The sequence below is a fragment of the Paenibacillus sp. PAMC21692 genome, from assembly GCF_014303795.1.
Lineage (GTDB): Bacteria > Bacillota > Bacilli > Paenibacillales > Paenibacillaceae > Pristimantibacillus > Pristimantibacillus agaridevorans.
In genome coordinates, this window is sequence record NZ_CP060293.1 from 6,242,791 (window position 1) to 6,257,645 (window position 14,855).

Annotated in this window: 14 protein-coding genes and 1 pseudogene; 4 read left to right on the forward strand and 11 right to left on the reverse strand. The window is 49.9% G+C overall.

The features are described 5' to 3' along the window. Positions 1-19 precede the first annotated feature (19 nt). A complete protein-coding gene (locus tag H7F31_RS25465; protein WP_187101083.1) occupies positions 20-4,135 on the forward strand; it encodes a glycoside hydrolase family 2 protein in 4,116 nt (1,371 codons plus the stop codon). 124 nt (positions 4,136-4,259) lie between these two features. On the opposite strand, the pseudogene H7F31_RS34500 reads toward H7F31_RS25465, so the two are convergent. From H7F31_RS34500 to H7F31_RS25485, 6 genes and pseudogenes are all read right to left on the reverse strand, one after another. Continuing rightward, a pseudogene (locus tag H7F31_RS34500) lies at positions 4,260-4,370 on the reverse strand (transcription elongation factor GreAB); the annotation flags it as partial. Between the two features lie 2 nt (positions 4,371-4,372). Beyond that, positions 4,373-4,642: a hypothetical protein gene (locus H7F31_RS25470; RefSeq protein ID WP_187101084.1), complete on the reverse strand. Its 270-nt coding sequence runs from the start codon at positions 4,640-4,642 to the stop codon at positions 4,373-4,375. Positions 4,643-4,688: 46 nt separating this feature from the next. Then, on the reverse strand, positions 4,689-5,912 hold the full coding sequence (locus H7F31_RS25475; protein WP_187101085.1) for a Ger(x)C family spore germination protein: 1,224 nt from the start codon (positions 5,910-5,912) through the stop codon (positions 4,689-4,691). Between the two features lie 45 nt (positions 5,913-5,957). After that, positions 5,958-6,170: a CLC_0170 family protein gene (locus tag H7F31_RS34625; protein WP_397373063.1), complete on the reverse strand. Its 213-nt coding sequence runs from the start codon at positions 6,168-6,170 to the stop codon at positions 5,958-5,960. A gap of 51 nt (positions 6,171-6,221) precedes the next feature. Then, positions 6,222-7,331, reverse strand: a complete 1,110-nt coding sequence (locus tag H7F31_RS25480) for a GerAB/ArcD/ProY family transporter (RefSeq protein WP_187101086.1) — start codon at positions 7,329-7,331, stop codon at positions 6,222-6,224. Then, positions 7,279-8,970 (reverse strand): spore germination protein, encoded by a 1,692-nt coding sequence (locus H7F31_RS25485; protein ID WP_187101087.1) that lies wholly within the window; start codon positions 8,968-8,970, stop codon positions 7,279-7,281. The genes H7F31_RS25480 and H7F31_RS25485 overlap by 53 nt, the downstream gene beginning before the upstream one ends. Positions 8,971-9,148: 178 nt before the next feature. Here H7F31_RS25485 and H7F31_RS34325 point away from each other — a divergent pair, with 178 nt between their 5' ends. Next, the gene (locus tag H7F31_RS34325) at positions 9,149-9,292 is read left to right on the forward strand and encodes a serine protease (RefSeq protein WP_261800129.1); all 144 of its coding nucleotides are present in this window, start codon (positions 9,149-9,151) and stop codon (positions 9,290-9,292) included. A gap of 15 nt (positions 9,293-9,307) precedes the next feature. Further along, a complete protein-coding gene (locus H7F31_RS34330) occupies positions 9,308-9,598 on the forward strand; it encodes a S1 family serine peptidase (protein ID WP_261800555.1) in 291 nt (96 codons plus the stop codon). Between the two features lie 83 nt (positions 9,599-9,681). Here the strand turns inward: H7F31_RS34330 and H7F31_RS25495 are convergent, their stop codons facing one another. Both H7F31_RS25495 and H7F31_RS25500 read right to left on the reverse strand, forming a co-directional pair. Continuing rightward, complete coding sequence (locus H7F31_RS25495) at positions 9,682-10,137, reverse strand: sulfatase/phosphatase domain-containing protein (protein WP_187101088.1); 456 nt, start codon at positions 10,135-10,137, stop codon at positions 9,682-9,684. Next, positions 10,122-10,694, reverse strand: a complete 573-nt coding sequence (locus tag H7F31_RS25500; RefSeq protein ID WP_187101089.1) for a sulfatase-like hydrolase/transferase — start codon at positions 10,692-10,694, stop codon at positions 10,122-10,124. Before H7F31_RS25500 ends, H7F31_RS25495 begins: the two co-directional genes overlap by 16 nt. Positions 10,695-10,751: 57 nt before the next feature. On the opposite strand from H7F31_RS25500, the gene H7F31_RS25505 reads away from it, so the two are divergent. Next, entirely contained in the window at positions 10,752-10,889 is a 138-nt protein-coding gene (locus H7F31_RS25505) for a VOC family protein (protein ID WP_397373066.1), read from the forward strand. A gap of 266 nt (positions 10,890-11,155) precedes the next feature. Here H7F31_RS25505 and H7F31_RS25510 read toward each other — a convergent pair whose 3' ends face one another. Genes H7F31_RS25510 through H7F31_RS25520 form a run of 3 tightly spaced genes read right to left on the reverse strand, consistent with a single transcriptional unit; the run spans position 11,156 to position 14,695 of the window. After that, the gene (locus H7F31_RS25510; protein WP_187101090.1) at positions 11,156-11,992 is read right to left on the reverse strand and encodes a sugar ABC transporter permease; all 837 of its coding nucleotides are present in this window, start codon (positions 11,990-11,992) and stop codon (positions 11,156-11,158) included. Next, the gene (locus H7F31_RS25515; RefSeq protein WP_187101091.1) at positions 11,989-13,296 is read right to left on the reverse strand and encodes a carbohydrate ABC transporter permease; all 1,308 of its coding nucleotides are present in this window, start codon (positions 13,294-13,296) and stop codon (positions 11,989-11,991) included. The genes H7F31_RS25510 and H7F31_RS25515 overlap by 4 nt, the downstream gene beginning before the upstream one ends. A gap of 19 nt (positions 13,297-13,315) precedes the next feature. Beyond that, positions 13,316-14,695 (reverse strand): sugar ABC transporter substrate-binding protein, encoded by a 1,380-nt coding sequence (locus H7F31_RS25520; protein ID WP_315970521.1) that lies wholly within the window; start codon positions 14,693-14,695, stop codon positions 13,316-13,318. Between the last annotated feature and the right edge of the window lie 160 nt (positions 14,696-14,855).

The following is a 14,855-nucleotide window of genomic DNA, read 5'->3' on the forward strand; positions in this document are numbered from 1 at the left end:
AGTAATGGGAGCGCTTGCAATGAAAAAAGCTGAAGCTTTTACCGACAAGGTCAGTCTAAACGGGACTTGGCAGATCTACCCGGATATAGAAAATGATATTCGCATCATCAAGTACGATTCTGGCGTTCGCGACACATCAACGGTAATTGGGCAATATTCGCCGAATGGAAAAACTTATATCGAACGCATGGTATTGAATATTCCCGACAAAAACGATGTCCAATACGCCAAAATCATGGCTCAAATTCATGTGGGCAGCAATCTTACCCGTAAAACAGGCGAAACCTGTTACTGCTTAAAGGTGAATGTTAATGATGGCCAATGGCAGCATGTAGATCTTCGCAAGTATATGGACAACAAGACACATTGGATCGAAATTCCCGTAAATAATGCCGATCTGCTCGATGGCGATAACGCCGTCACTTTCGATTCTAGCATTGTTAGCGGCAGTAATATGGGAGATGATTCGCTGGACTTATTGGCAACAATCCCTGGCGGCACAACCCATTTGGCATGGTACAGCAATGACGGCGTCAACTTTATGCAAAACAGCGATCGACATTGGAATGTCCGCCTGCAATATTCGAAGCTTGATCATGCAGTCTGGCAAAATATTGCCGTTCCTTCGGCATGGGAAACAAGTCTGTCCTTTTCCGGTGTCAAAAAAAATTTTGTAAAAGTAAAACTAAATGACAACGAGTGGGTATCCGCCGATATTTCCAATCTGCAGGATAACGGCAACCATTGGATCGAAATCCCCGTTCCGATCAGTTATCTAAAGGCGGGCAATAACTCGATCATTCTTGATTCGACAATCGACAACCCCGGAAACATGCAAACGAATACGCTGGATTTATTCGCCAGCGGCAACGCTCCATCGGGAAACAGCTACTGGTCGAATGATTTAACGAATTGGACAGCCGCAACGGATCGCAACTTTAATATTCGGCTCATGACCTACAATACCTCGCTGGGAGCTTGGGAAGAGTCCAAATACGATAATGGAGGAACGGACCATACGGTCGTTATCGGCCATTATAATCCAAACGGATTAAACTATTACGAACGTACGGATCATCATATCGGAAGCCTGTCCAACCTTTCCGCCGCGAAAGTCCGAATTTACGCTCACGTAGGCAGTACAATCGATTCCGTTTACCAAGACCCAAAACGATTCGACGGAATAGGCTGGTACAAGACGAATATTTCGATCCCTTCGCTTGCATCCGATGAAATCAAGTGGCTGCAGTTCGATGCTGCCGACTATAAGCTGGAGGCATGGTTGAACGGCAAGTTCATAGGTTCTCACGAAGGCGGCTATGTGCCGTTTAAATTCGACATCAGCTCGATGAACAACATCGTTAATGCAGGCGGAACGAACTCGCTGATCGTACGAGTAACCGATCAATTTGATTCGCGATTAAACTCCGGTACCGGGACAATTCCCGTTAAAGAGACGAATGCCGGCTTTCTTCAGGATACAATTGCTATTAATTACGGCGGCATTTGGCAAGACGTCAACTTAAGCACCTCTAAAAACATCTATATAGAAAATGTATTTATGAATCCCGATATCGATAATAATCGTGCAGAAGTGCGACTGAGCGTGCACAACAAGAGCAACATCTCAAGATCATTAACGTTTCATTCTGATATTGCGCCCCGCTCTGGGGGTGGCACTTCCTATTCAGGTTCGAGCTCCGTAACGCTGGACGCGCACGGGATGGCCGACATCAGCTTTTATGTAAATATGCCGTCCTTCGAGCTTTGGTCAACATCCACCCCCTATCTCTATACTTCCACCGTATCGGTCAAAGAAGGATCGTCCGTGCTCGATGCCGAAACCGTAGACTTTGGGATGCGAAAAATAAGCGTATCAGGCAAAAAAATTCAACTGAATAATGAAAACATCTTCCTTACCGGCATGCTTCACTGGGGACTTTATTGGGACACGCTTGCAGAGGCGCCTTCTGTCTCGCAAGTACAAAAAGAAATCACCGATCTAAAGAACGCAGGATTCAATACCATCAAATACACCCTGACGGTGCCGCCAAAGTATGTTCTTGATGAAATGGACCGGCAAGGCATGCTTGTCTACATTGAATATCCAATCTGGCATCCGGTCGAGTCGGATGACTTCTTCTCCCGATCACGCAGCAATATAACCGAAATGGTGATAAAAGATCGTAACCATCCGAGCGTCATCATGAGCGACTTCAATTGCGAAATGATAACCTTCTCGCCAAAGATGGACTCGTTAATGTTCGATTTGTACAACATGGGCAAGTCGCTGGCTCCTAACCGGCTATTTCTGGACAACAGTTCGGGAGGGATGACGAAATACGGCGATTTCTACGCGACCCACCCCTACTATCAACTAAACAAATTCAAAGAAATTATCGATGTTTGGGCAAATGCCAGGGCTAGCGGCGGCGTTGATAAGCCCCTTATACTGGGCGAATATGCCGATACCGATACCATTCGCAATACGACCGCGATCAAGAACGCCAACGGCGGGACATTGCCTTGGTGGTGGACGATGTTCGGAACGAATGATCCCGAGACGATTTTGCAAAGCCAAGGCTTCAGTCTCGCGCAAATCAATGTGTTTAGATCGTCTTCCATCGCAAATGCGCAAATGTCCAAGAAGCATTATATCGAAGCATCCAAAATGAATAGCAGAGTAGCCGGATTGTTCGTTACACACATTCGCGATATCGCGCAAACCCAAGCCGGTTTATATGACGATAACGGTGATCTCAAGTTCGACTCGGCTGAATTAACAAAATCGACAAACCCGACGGCGTTGCTGCTTGATCGGCAGACACTCAACGTGTGGGGAGGTTCTTCATATACCGTTGCCCCGAAGCTGTCGCATTACGACGGAACCGCAATTACGAATGGCTCAGTCACTTGGAAGCTGAAAGCAGACGGGACGATCATTTCGTCCGGAACGAGCCAGAACGGTGTAACACTTGCAAACGGCGATGTATACGACTTGAATGCTATTACATTTACCACACCGGACGACGCAAGCTCGTATAAATATACGCTTCAAGTGACGCTAACCGCCAATGGCGGAGATTATATCGTTACGAACGACTGGCCGGTCTGGGTATATTCGAATACACCTTTATCTAACCCGAATAAATCGGTTCAGGTTTACGACCCTGCCAATAAGTTAGATCTGATAACTCGTTATCCCTGGATGACGGCTTGGGCTAACGACAATCCGGATCTACTCATTACGACAGATTGGAGCGCGACCATCGACAGCTATTTGAACAACGGCGGGAAAGTGCTTTATGTCGGTCACGGCGCCGGACCAGTCGCATCACAATCAGGCACATTTAACATCGGGGCGTATGCCTTTGTTCCGAATGAGTATCAAATACTGGGACAATTCCCTCATGAAGGCTTCGGCAACCAGCAGTTTCTCGATTTGGCAACCGACTATTCGCTAGATTACAAAGGTTTTTATGGCGGGACGAATCTTGCGGCTCATCAACCTATCATTGCGAGAATGGATTTACGCGGCTATTCCGTAAGCTCCTACTTATCTGAATTCAATGTTGGCAGCGGCACGCTGCTTCAGACGACACTGCGCCTCGACAGCCTTGCGGCAGGCGGCGACCTGACCGGCGATCTCATTACGGATCATGACGCTAGGGAAAACGTGGCAGGAAAATATCTGCTGGATCAATTGCTGAAATATGAGTTAGGTCTAGTCGTAAGCGGCAACAAAGCGCCTGCAGCCAACAAATTGGAAACCTCTTCGGCCGATCCGACGTTAAATGGCGCCCTTGCAATCGACGGCATCAAACATATTTGGGGAGCCGGAGAATGGGCATCTAATGGCGAGGAGCGTCCATGGATTAAATTGACTTGGAACACTGGCATTACAATTGGATCCGTCAAATTATATGATCGTTCTAATCCTTATGATAACATCCAGTCCGGTACGCTGACCTTCAGTGATGGATCGAGCATCGCTGTCGGAGCGCTCGATAACGCCGGGACTCCGATTACAGTGGCCTTTCCCGCAAAAAGCGGCATTACATGGATGAAGTTTCAAGTCGATTCATCCAACTCTGGTTGGCTTAACAACGGCTTGTCTGAAATCGAAGTTTTTTAAAGAATTGCTAGGAGGAACCTTCTCATATAAGAAGAAACCACTAAGATCGAGTAGGAGGAGGCGCCTAGCCTTCGTCCTCTCACACCACCGTACATGCGGGTCCGCATACGGCGGTTCCAAAAGGTTAACAAAGCTCTAAATAACGAGTAAGCAAACTTTTCAGCCCTTTCGCTTCCCAATAGGAAGTCGGAAGGGCGTTGTTTGTGTTTCGAGACATTTCCCACGCCCCGCGTCTGATCATGCTGGCGATGACAAGCTGGTTCTATACGCCGTCGTTTGTATGGGCATTGCGTTGGGTCTCCACTTCTGGAAATATAACAAACGGGTTGCTCCGCCGGCTCTCGGCGCGGCGCCAACCGCGGCCCCAGGAGCGCAGCCTGCAAAGTAGGCGCGCCAAACAAGGGTTGTCCCATAGTCATTGCGACTGAGGGACAGCCCCTTCAAGGATTCCGGCTCATATCGCCGGAATTGGAGCAGCTTACGGGCAAGCTGATTGGCAAAACCCAAATACAGCCGCTCCAGCCTGTACAACTCGGCGCTCTAGGTTTATGCCTTATTTCGATTTCATGCCAACTCGTCGCACTCTTGTCTTTACGCTCACTTCAATTTCAACATTCATGTAAGCCTCTTGCCAACGATCCGCAGACCCAATCTCCTTATCCCAGTACTTCGGTTTTTTGGCCCGCAAATACTCGCCGAAGCCAAATATGTCTGATCCTTTTTGCTGCGTTTGTTTGATCAAACTTTCATATGATTTCTTGAGCGATTTTTTGTTTTCATTTTGGATATCTTTTATGGTCTTCTCATTCACGACAAGCTGACCGGTTATTTTTTCCTCCAGATTAATCTCGGTTTGGACATATACTTTAAAATGCGGACGCCCATTCTCGATTCGTACTTCGAATTTCGATTTGCGATGAGTAGCGACTATCATGACAGCCCCTTCCTCTGTTTTCACGACTCCCCGATAACCGGCGGGATTCAGCCCTTTAATTCCCATATATCCTGCTATCTCAAACGGTTTCGTTGTCCCTACCAATTTATCGTCTTTAAAATAAGCCAATCCCAACAGATTAATATTCTGTTCTTTCATGATCCCAACATATGGAAGAAATCCTTCCTGTCCTTTCTTAGAGGAATTGCTCCAGAACAGGCCGACGTAATCAATCGGAAATTTGCCTAGTTTAACGGCATTGTCCAACGTAGACAGTAAGTAAAGACTCGGAACGCGTTCCAGTTTCGGAGAAGCGGTCATGATTTTTCTCGCATTTCCTTTGGATATCATAATCCACAGCGTTCTCCGCACTTCAGAATTGCGTCGGAGGATGTCGTTCACATTCTGCAAACCGTTCCTGGCTAATGCCTCGGAGATGACGATAACACGCAAATGCCCGTAAAACAGTTTGCTGGAAATTTGCTGTTGCAAATTCAATAATGCATCATCGACGGAATGACCTACGACATCGACAACCCAGACCGTTTGCCCCGGACCTCCACTACTGCCGCCTCCTTCCCCGGGCCCCAGCGGTATCCTGCCTGGAAGCGCGATCTGAGCGGCAAGGCGGATCATCGCTCCTTCCGGAGTAGGAAAGCTGCCGCGAAGGTGAGAGACCTCTTCCTCCTCTTTCTCAGCCCCGGGTTTTGCCAAATCTATAGAAATCCCCAATATAACAGCGCGTTCCTCGATTTCAAGACGATCCCAGCAGCCAGTCAAGAATGGAACGATGAGAAGAATGATGCATGACAACTTGACCGATTTTGTCCATTGGCATGACACGTTGACGATACCTCGCTTTATTTGAGATGTTTCTCAGATTCACGATCACCCCCACGATTTAAGAATCCAATTTCCTACGAATAGGAGACATGCTAACACGATGTTAAACCATCCCAAGAAACGAGAAACTTTCTTTTCTTTGTTCTTCTTCGCCAGTTCAAAGTATTTGATGTCCAGTGATAAGATGAGCAGTCCGCTCACGAGCCATAAGGGGATTGCATAATTAACATAACTGGTGAAATATCCGTCCATCGCCATACCTCGCAATCCTCCTCCAATTACGAATAACCTCCCTATGTATCGGGCATCCTACTTTTTGGAAACAGGAACAGATTCTCCTCTTTTCTTGCGCATAAGGGCAATGGCCAGCAGCATACCGGGATAAGCGATCGTAATGATTAACCCAATACGGCCGAAGTTTTGAATAATCGTGTACATTTGCAAGATGTTCTGGGGCAGCATAGCCAAGATGAATACGAACGCAAGGAGAAAAAAAGATAACATACGATGATCACTCAAGCGAAACAGCTTGCTTATGGAGTGAATCGTCAGAAAATAACTGGAGAACAAGGTCGTGAATACGGCCGTGACCCAAACCGCAAGGAATGCCGCATCCAGACGTTCCAGAATATTCGCAGGCAAAGAAGTCGCTTTGGCGAGCTCCAATGTCGGCCATAGCAGCTTCTCAATTTCTTCTGAGCCAAAGACGCTAACCGTAGCCGCAACGATTGTAATATACAGCCCTCCGGCAAAAAGCATCCCGACTATGCTGGCTTTCATCGCTTTCTCGGGCTGACGCATCGCCGGAATGACAGCGGATAAGATGAACGATCCTTGGAACAGGGCGGCGATCGTTAATATGCCGGGCATCATGTTGCCTGTTGCATTGCCCCATATGGGTTGCAAATTGATTAAATCCGAATTTTTAAATGAAAGCGCGACGATTAACAAGGCAGGAACCAACAATATCGGTGTATAAAAAACATGGATGTAAGCAAATGTTGTAATTCCATTGCGTGTCGTGATGGCGGCAAGCAGCAGCATGACAATAACCGTCACTTCGACCGGCGTCGTCTTCAATACCGAAGTCACGACCACTTCGCCAAATTCCCGAGCTGTAAGAGAGGTCAATACGGCGAAAAAAACGATAATAAGGATATTGCCGAGCAAAGCTGGCCATTTGCCAAGTATATCTTCGCTATATTGCACGATCGATCGATTCGGAAACCGCATGCCAAGCAAGGTAATAATCCAAAGTCCTACGAAGCCTAGAAGCATGCCAAGCAGAGTGATCAGCGGAGCTCCAGAATTCGCCGCGCGAACGGCGAAGAGAGGCAGCGCCAGAACCCCAACTCCAATAATCGTGCTAAACAGTATTGCCGCTGCCTGGATCATTGTGATCTGGCGGGGATTCTCCATCGTCTGACGCTCCTTTCGATTTTTTTACTTTATTCGGTTCCAGTACGTTTTCAGTCTGTTCGTGGAGGTTCTTCAGCATTTCACTGCCGGCTTCCGTTCCCAATCGGTTTTTGTCATGCGGCTGCAAGAAAGCCGGCCTCTCGCTCATCCACCATAGTGGGCTGCGTATGAGTGAATCCTTCAGCCCTTGAAAGTTGCCGGGAACAAACGGGCTCATATAGGGGACACCGAACGATTTCAGGGAAAGCAGATGATTCAGGATTAGAATCAATCCGATCATAACGCCATAGAGGCCGAAGATACCGGCCATTATGATGAGCGGAAATCGTAGGAGACGTAAAGCCAACGCAGCATTATAGGCCGGTGTGGCAAAGGATCCGATTGTCGTTAACGCAATGATAACAACAGTGATCGGACTTGCGAACCCAGCTGCTACCGCTGCCTGCCCGACAACAAGGACGCCGACGATGGAGAGCGCCCCGCCGACTTGCTGCGGCAAACGAATCGTCGCTTCGCGAAGCACCTCCATCGAGACTTCAATGACCAGCACCTCGATAATCGCGGGGAACGGAACGCCCGCCCGTCCGCCGGCCACCGCTACAGCAAACTCGGTAGGAATCAGCTCCGGGTTGAAGGAGATGATCGCCACGTACAGGGAAGGGAATATCAACGAAAATACCAAGGCTACCAGTCTCGCCATCCGGATCGCGCTCATAAGCACGAATCGCTCCGTGTAATCCTCGACCGTTTGATAGAATTGGCTGAACACCGTTGGCACGACCAGGGCCAGTGGAGATCCATCGACAATAATGGCCACCCTTCCCTCCAACACGTTGGCCACTACTTTATCTGGCCTTTCCGTATATTGAACTTGAGGGAACGGGGATAAATGATTATCCTCGATAAACTGCTCAAGATAGCCCGAATCCAACACTGCGTCTATATCAATGTTAGAAAGGCGTTTGTCGACTTCTTCCAGCAGGTCCTGATTCGTAACCCCCTCCAAATAGCAAATCGCTACCTTCGATTTGCTTCTGCGGCCGATCTCCATCGTTTTAATGTGAAAATCTGCGCTGGGCAGCCGATAGCGAAGCAGGGAGATATTCGTTTCCAACATCTCAATGAACCCTTCGCGCGGTCCACGAATGACTTGCTCCGTCGCCGGCTGTTCAATGCCCCTTTTGTCCAGGCTCCGCGTGCGAAGCATGAAGCCTTCATCCAATGTGTCAACCACTACGATTGTTTCCCCGAGCAGAATGCCCTCGACAAGGCATGAAAGGCTATTTTCCAACCGCCCTCCGCTGTGGTACAGAGAATCGTTGAACAATATACTCTTTAACCTGTCTCCCTCGATGCATTCATCCCCTAGACCGGTAGGCGGATACATAAGCGGTTTTAGAATCTCCGAGTTAATCATGGTTGAATTTGTCATGCTAGAATAATAAAACATGGCAGCCGGGTATTGTCCGAATACATGAAAGCGACGCAATGTAAAATCCACATTCATGCTCAGAAGGTTTTCTATTATCCTGATCGTTTCCTCTAGATCTCCGCTTAATTTCAAACTTTCTATTTTTTTCAGGGACTGATCGAATACGGGGAGTTGCTTTTGTTTCTCCGCTGCGTTTCGTATAGACATCTCCTACCCTCCGATCATGAACTTTTTATCTTTGAATACCCCACAATAAGGAAGTCGTTACTATCCTTGACGAATCACCTGCTTTTTAAACGAAAAAGGATTGCGCCAGGGCAAACCTTTCTGTTGGGTAGAGGCACATCAGCCAATCGATGCGGCTCGTATGATATAATAATTAGACATGATATCGAACGTAAGGGAGGGACCAGATTGGAAGGCGGAGCTGGCAGGCAGCGATCCTGATCTGGATATTGCCATACTGAAGATTGATACGGGGAATCTGCCGCTTCCTTTTATTGAACTAGAGCGAGGAGAACGGCGCTAGGAATCTGGCGATCATATCTACGTGATAGGCAATCCGCTTTATTTCACGCAGATCGCCAATGAAGGATCAATCATAGATATGCTCCCGATTCAAGGCAGCCAAAGTCCGGTCATGGCTCTCGATGCGCCGGTGTTCAACGGCAATAGCGGTTCTCCGGTTATCAACGGGGATGGCAAAGCCATCGCCGTTGTTTACGCCACCGCGAATATCTCGCATCAAGATGAGATGATCGAAGCCGGTTTGGCCGTACCGGTCGACGATTTTGACGGCCTACTGAGGGAGCTGCTGTCGCCGGGTATTCCTTAACCGACCCCAATGTAATTCGGTTCGAACAAAAAGGCCTCAGCCCGAAAGCTGAAACCTTGTCTCCTGTTATTCCGTTATTCCTGTTATTCCATCCGCATTCGTTTGTATTGCCGCACCAGACCGTCTTCATGCCGCTCCATCCAGTCTGCGAGCGTCTGCCGCATGTCGGCAAGCATGTCCGCATGCGCCCCGCTTCGGATCAGATTCGTCATCTCATGCGGATCCGCTTGCAGGTCGTACAGCTCGTCGAGATCGCCGCAGTTGAACACATATTTGCTGGTCCCCTTGCGAATCATCCGTTGCGTGAACATCGCCGCTTCCAGCCCCGCCCCTTCCGTCACGATGCATTCCGGACAATCCGCGACCGCTGCTCCCGCGAGCATCGGCGCGAATGAACGTCCATCGCTGCCTTCCGGCGGCTCCCCCGCTCCCGCCAGATCAAGAATGGTGGCGAGAATATCGCATGTGCCGACAAAGCTGGCTTCCTTGCGCGACACCGTCAGGCCGGCAGCCGGCTTGACGATCAACGGAATCGGCAAGTCTTCTCATACATGAAATACGACTTTTCGCATAACCCGCCGTGAATGCCCAGCGATTCGCCATGGTCGGCGCTGAATATAATGATCGTATTGTCATAGAGATCATGCTGCTTCAAATAAGCGATCAACCGTCCGATCTGTTCGTCAATGCTGCTCATGGACGCGTAATAATGTTTGATGTACGGCACAAAATCGGTCCATTCCTTGGTGTTGCTCTTCTTGATGTTATGAATGGACGGTTTGTCCGCGCGATCATCGTAGAAATTCGGCCACGGCTCCAGCTCGGTATCGCGATAAAGCTCCAGGAACCGGGTCGGCGCAATATACGGCTCATGCGGTCCCCAGAAGTTCAGCGAGAAGAAGAACGGCTTGTCCCGCTTCCGGAATTCATCCATATAATGTATGCTCCGCTCGGCCAGATAATATTCCACTGTCGACTCCACGGGGGACGTCAGCTCTGCTGCATAATGCCACTCGAAGTGGCCGCTCACCTTGTTCTCTTCTTGCCACGCCAAGCCATTATCCTGCAAATATTGCCGGAATTGCGGGTAACGCATCCCTCCGCCGCCATGTCCGGCAAAGTCATCGCCCTCCGGATCGCGAGGGGGGACGTCATGTTCTCCGACTTTATGCTGGGGAGCACCTGGTTTACGGCCATGGACAGCGCGCATGAACATTCGTTCCAGTTCAATGAAGCGATTTCCCTGCTGGCAATCCACCAAACAGGCCTGCACCGGGCCATTCGTGTATGAAAGTTCATACACAATTCACCAATCAGGCCGGCCACTGGACAAATGGCCGTCCCATAAATCAGTGAAACGGAATGCTGGACGCCCCGTTTCGGTTGAATGTTAAGTGGCAGGCATCCACCTCGCCATTTTCCTGAAAAAGCAGGTACACAAAAAGGCCAACCAGAACATTCTGGTTGACCTAATCATACGAAAGTTGGACGGACATTTCCGCCCAACTTTTTATTTTTGAGGCTTATTGGACAGCCCCATCTGTTTTTGACGTTTTTCTATCCCTTGGACGCCCCAGCCGTCAGCCCTTCCACCAGGAATCGCTGCAAAAACATGAACAACATGGTAACCGGAATGGCCACCAGCACGGCTCCGGCTGCAAACAATGTGAATTCCGTCGAATTGCGTTGGCTTACCATCCGATAGAGACCGACGGCCAGCGTCCGCTGCTCCTCCGTGCGGAGCACGAGATCCGCGAATATGAAATCCACGAAGCTGCCGTTAAAGATCATGAGACTCGCATACGTCAACATCGGCCTGGACAGCGGAATCATAATGGAGAAAAACAATCGCATATGGCTGGCGCCGTCTATCCGCGCCGCATCCTCCAGGCTTCTGGGAATCGTGTCGAAGAAACCCTTGGCCACGAACACGTTCGTGATGATCGCCCCGCTGCTGTAGACAAGCACCAAAGCCCAATGGGAGTTCAACAAGCCCACGGTATTAAGCAACACATAGATGGCAATCATCGCCATAAATCCCGGGAACATCTGCAGAACGAGCAGCGTGGTGAGCGTTGTCTTCCTGCCCGCGAACCGATAACGCGAGATCGCGTAAGAGGATAGCAACAGCAGAAATGTGCCGAGCACCGTCGATAGCGCCGCTACTTTAAGGGTATTCAGAAACCACAGCGGATAACTGGTATTTTGGAATAGATTTATATAATGTTCGAAGGTGAAACTTTTAGGTATGAAGGTGTCGCTGAACAAGCTGTTGCCGACCTTGAGCGAGGACATGACAATCCAGAGCGCCGGGAACAGGCTGATGCAGCTAAGAATAATCAGAATCACATAGCTTAACGATAATTTGGCGACAGCGGCCGTTCCTCTGTTCATGCGATCATGTCCTCCTCTTTGTAGGATCGCGTCCGCCTATAGCTCCAGATGGAGAAGGAAGCCACCAGCAGGAAAATAACAATGCCGATTACCGAGGCGAAGCTGTATTGCGACTGGTTGAGCGCCAGCTTATAAAGCCAAGTGACGAGCAGATCGGTATGGCCGGCATACTGATAATTGGAATTGACCGGATCGCCGCTAGTCAGCAGGTAAATGACGTTGAAGCTGTTGATATTGCCCGCGAACTGCATAATTACGATCGGCGCCGTTGCAAACAGCACCATCGGCAATGTAATCAAACGGAATTTCTGCACGGAACCCGCGCCATCCACCTCGGCTGCTTCGTACATATCCTTGGGAATCGTAGTCAGCACGCCAATCGCCAGGATCATAGTGACCGGAATGCCCAGCCACATATTGGCCAGTATCACCGTAACCTTGGCCCAAAACGGGTCCGTCAGCCACGGGATCCCCTCCAAACCGATCGCCCGCAGATAACCGTTAATGGGACCGAACTGGTTGTTGAACATATTGCGCATGACCAGCAGCGAGATCATGCTCGGAATCGCGAACGGCACAATAAGTACGGTACGCCACAGCTTCTTGAAGCGGATGCCCGGCTGTTGAATAAGGACGGCGACCAGCACGCCGCCGACATAGGTCGTGAACGTAGCGATTACGGCCCATGTCAATGTCCAGGTCAGCACGCCGCCGAAGGTCGAGCTCCATACCTTGAGATTCACCATTTTCACGAAATTGTCAAAGCCCACCCAATCAACAAGATTGGCAGGCGGGAGAATAGGATCCGCATAGTTGGTAAAGGCAAGCAGAATGGAAAAAATAATCGGCAGGATCGTCAGGAACAAGATGGCAACAGCCGGCAAGGCAAGCACCATATAGGCAAAGTGCTTGCGATTAATCTCTCTAAGGGATTCTATGAAGTGATGAGGCCGCTCGCCTTGGTCGCGCGACCGCCCGACCAGCCAGGCATCCCTGATATTCAGTCCATACAGGAAAAGATACAAGATCAGCGCAAGCAAGGCGACCAATCCGTCGATCATCATGAAGATGGAGTGATCCCCCTCCACCATTTTGGTCAGCTTGCCTACCTTGACCATCGCGCTCGGCTGAACGCCGAGCGTGATGAGGCCGCGCAGATAGTCTTGCAGGTATTGAAGCATGCTGTATATGCCCGCTGCATGGATGAACAGAAACAGCAGCCCTTTTAAATATTGGCGGTTATACAGCTGCCCCGCACCCATAAACAGGATGGATAGAAGGACTGCGATTGTTTTTTTCTGCATGCCACAACCCACCTGTCATTTATTTCGAGGCGATATCCGCCTTAATCGTCGTTACCATCTGATCCAGAGTCTGCTTTGCATCCAGCCCGGCATCGTCCCATAGGGAGATAAACGCCGCCTTCAGCGGATCCCACACCGAGTTGATTTGGGAGATCGACGGCATGGGAACGGAATTCTGGAACTGCTGGAAGAAGCCGCTTGTAATGGGGTCATTTTTGATCGCCGGGTCTTCGCCCGCTTCGATATTCGCCGGAATGGCGCCTGTCATCTCGAAATTTTTGAGCTGGTTTTCCTTGCTGCTGGCAAAGTTCGCGAACAGCCGGGCCGCGATTGGATAATTCGAATACGAATTGACGTAATAGGATTTCACGCCCGAGAATGACAGGGATGGCTGACCGTCAGGAGTTTGAGGCAGCGGGGCCACGCCGAAGTTCACCTTGTCCTTGAAGGCCGCCACGGACCACGGACCATCAATATTCAGGGCCAGCTTGCCTTCCTGGAACAGCTGGGTCTTTACGTCATACGTTACGTCGCCGGCATTCATCGGCAAAATGTCGCGCAGGCTCTGCAGGTAAGTGAAGCCCTTGACTGCTCCTTCGCTGTTCAGCCCGATATCGTTCGGGTTCATGTTGTCATCCCCGAAAATATAGCCGCCGAAGCTGCCGATGAACGGATAAGAGTAGTAACCTACGAACTCCCACATAATCGCGTACTTGTTCTGCTTCGGATCATTATGGGTTTTCGCGAAGGCTATCACATCATCCCAGGACTGCGGAGCCTCGGGCAGCAGATCCTTATTATAGAACATGCCGTAAGTTTCCACCGACTTGGGATAACCGTACAAGATACCATCGTAGGTGGATGCGGTAACGGCGGCCTCCACCATGTTGGCACGCGTCTCTTCTTCGAACAGATCATTGGGCAGCAGCAGCCCCGCCGTAACCGCCAGACCGATCTGGTCATGAGGGAGCGTCAGTACATCGGCTGCCAGCTTGGATGGCCCGTCTGTCGCCAGACGTCCGCCCTGATCGCCGCCGGCAACCTCTTCTACCGTAACCGGAACACCGAATTGCTCTTCGAAGGCGGCACCGACTTGCTGCATGTACGCCAGCTGTTCCTTGGCTTCCCATACGACCAGCTTCGCGCCCTCCTCCGGCGCAATCTCCTCTTCTTCGTTGCCGCCTGTTTCCTCCGGCGTCCCGCTATTTACGCCGGTATTGCCCGGCGGAGTCGTTCCAGCCCCATTGCCGCCTCCGTTGTTGCTGCATGCCGCCATCATCACCGCCAATGCCAGGCCCATCAGAAGCATGCCCCATGATGTTTTCCTTGCTCTCTTCGCTCCGTTCATTGTAATCGCCCCTTCTTCCGTCAGAATAAATAGCATGGTTAATTGCTTCATCCTGCTTGCCCACCGTTGTCATTCGATTATTTGCGCAAACGCTGTACCACCTGTCCATATAAGGGCATGCATGCAAAAAAAGAGTACAAACCCGCTGCACAAGGTGCCGAGGTTGTACCCTTCCAGGTAACATTGCCTTTAAATTATGGTGAATCGGTTG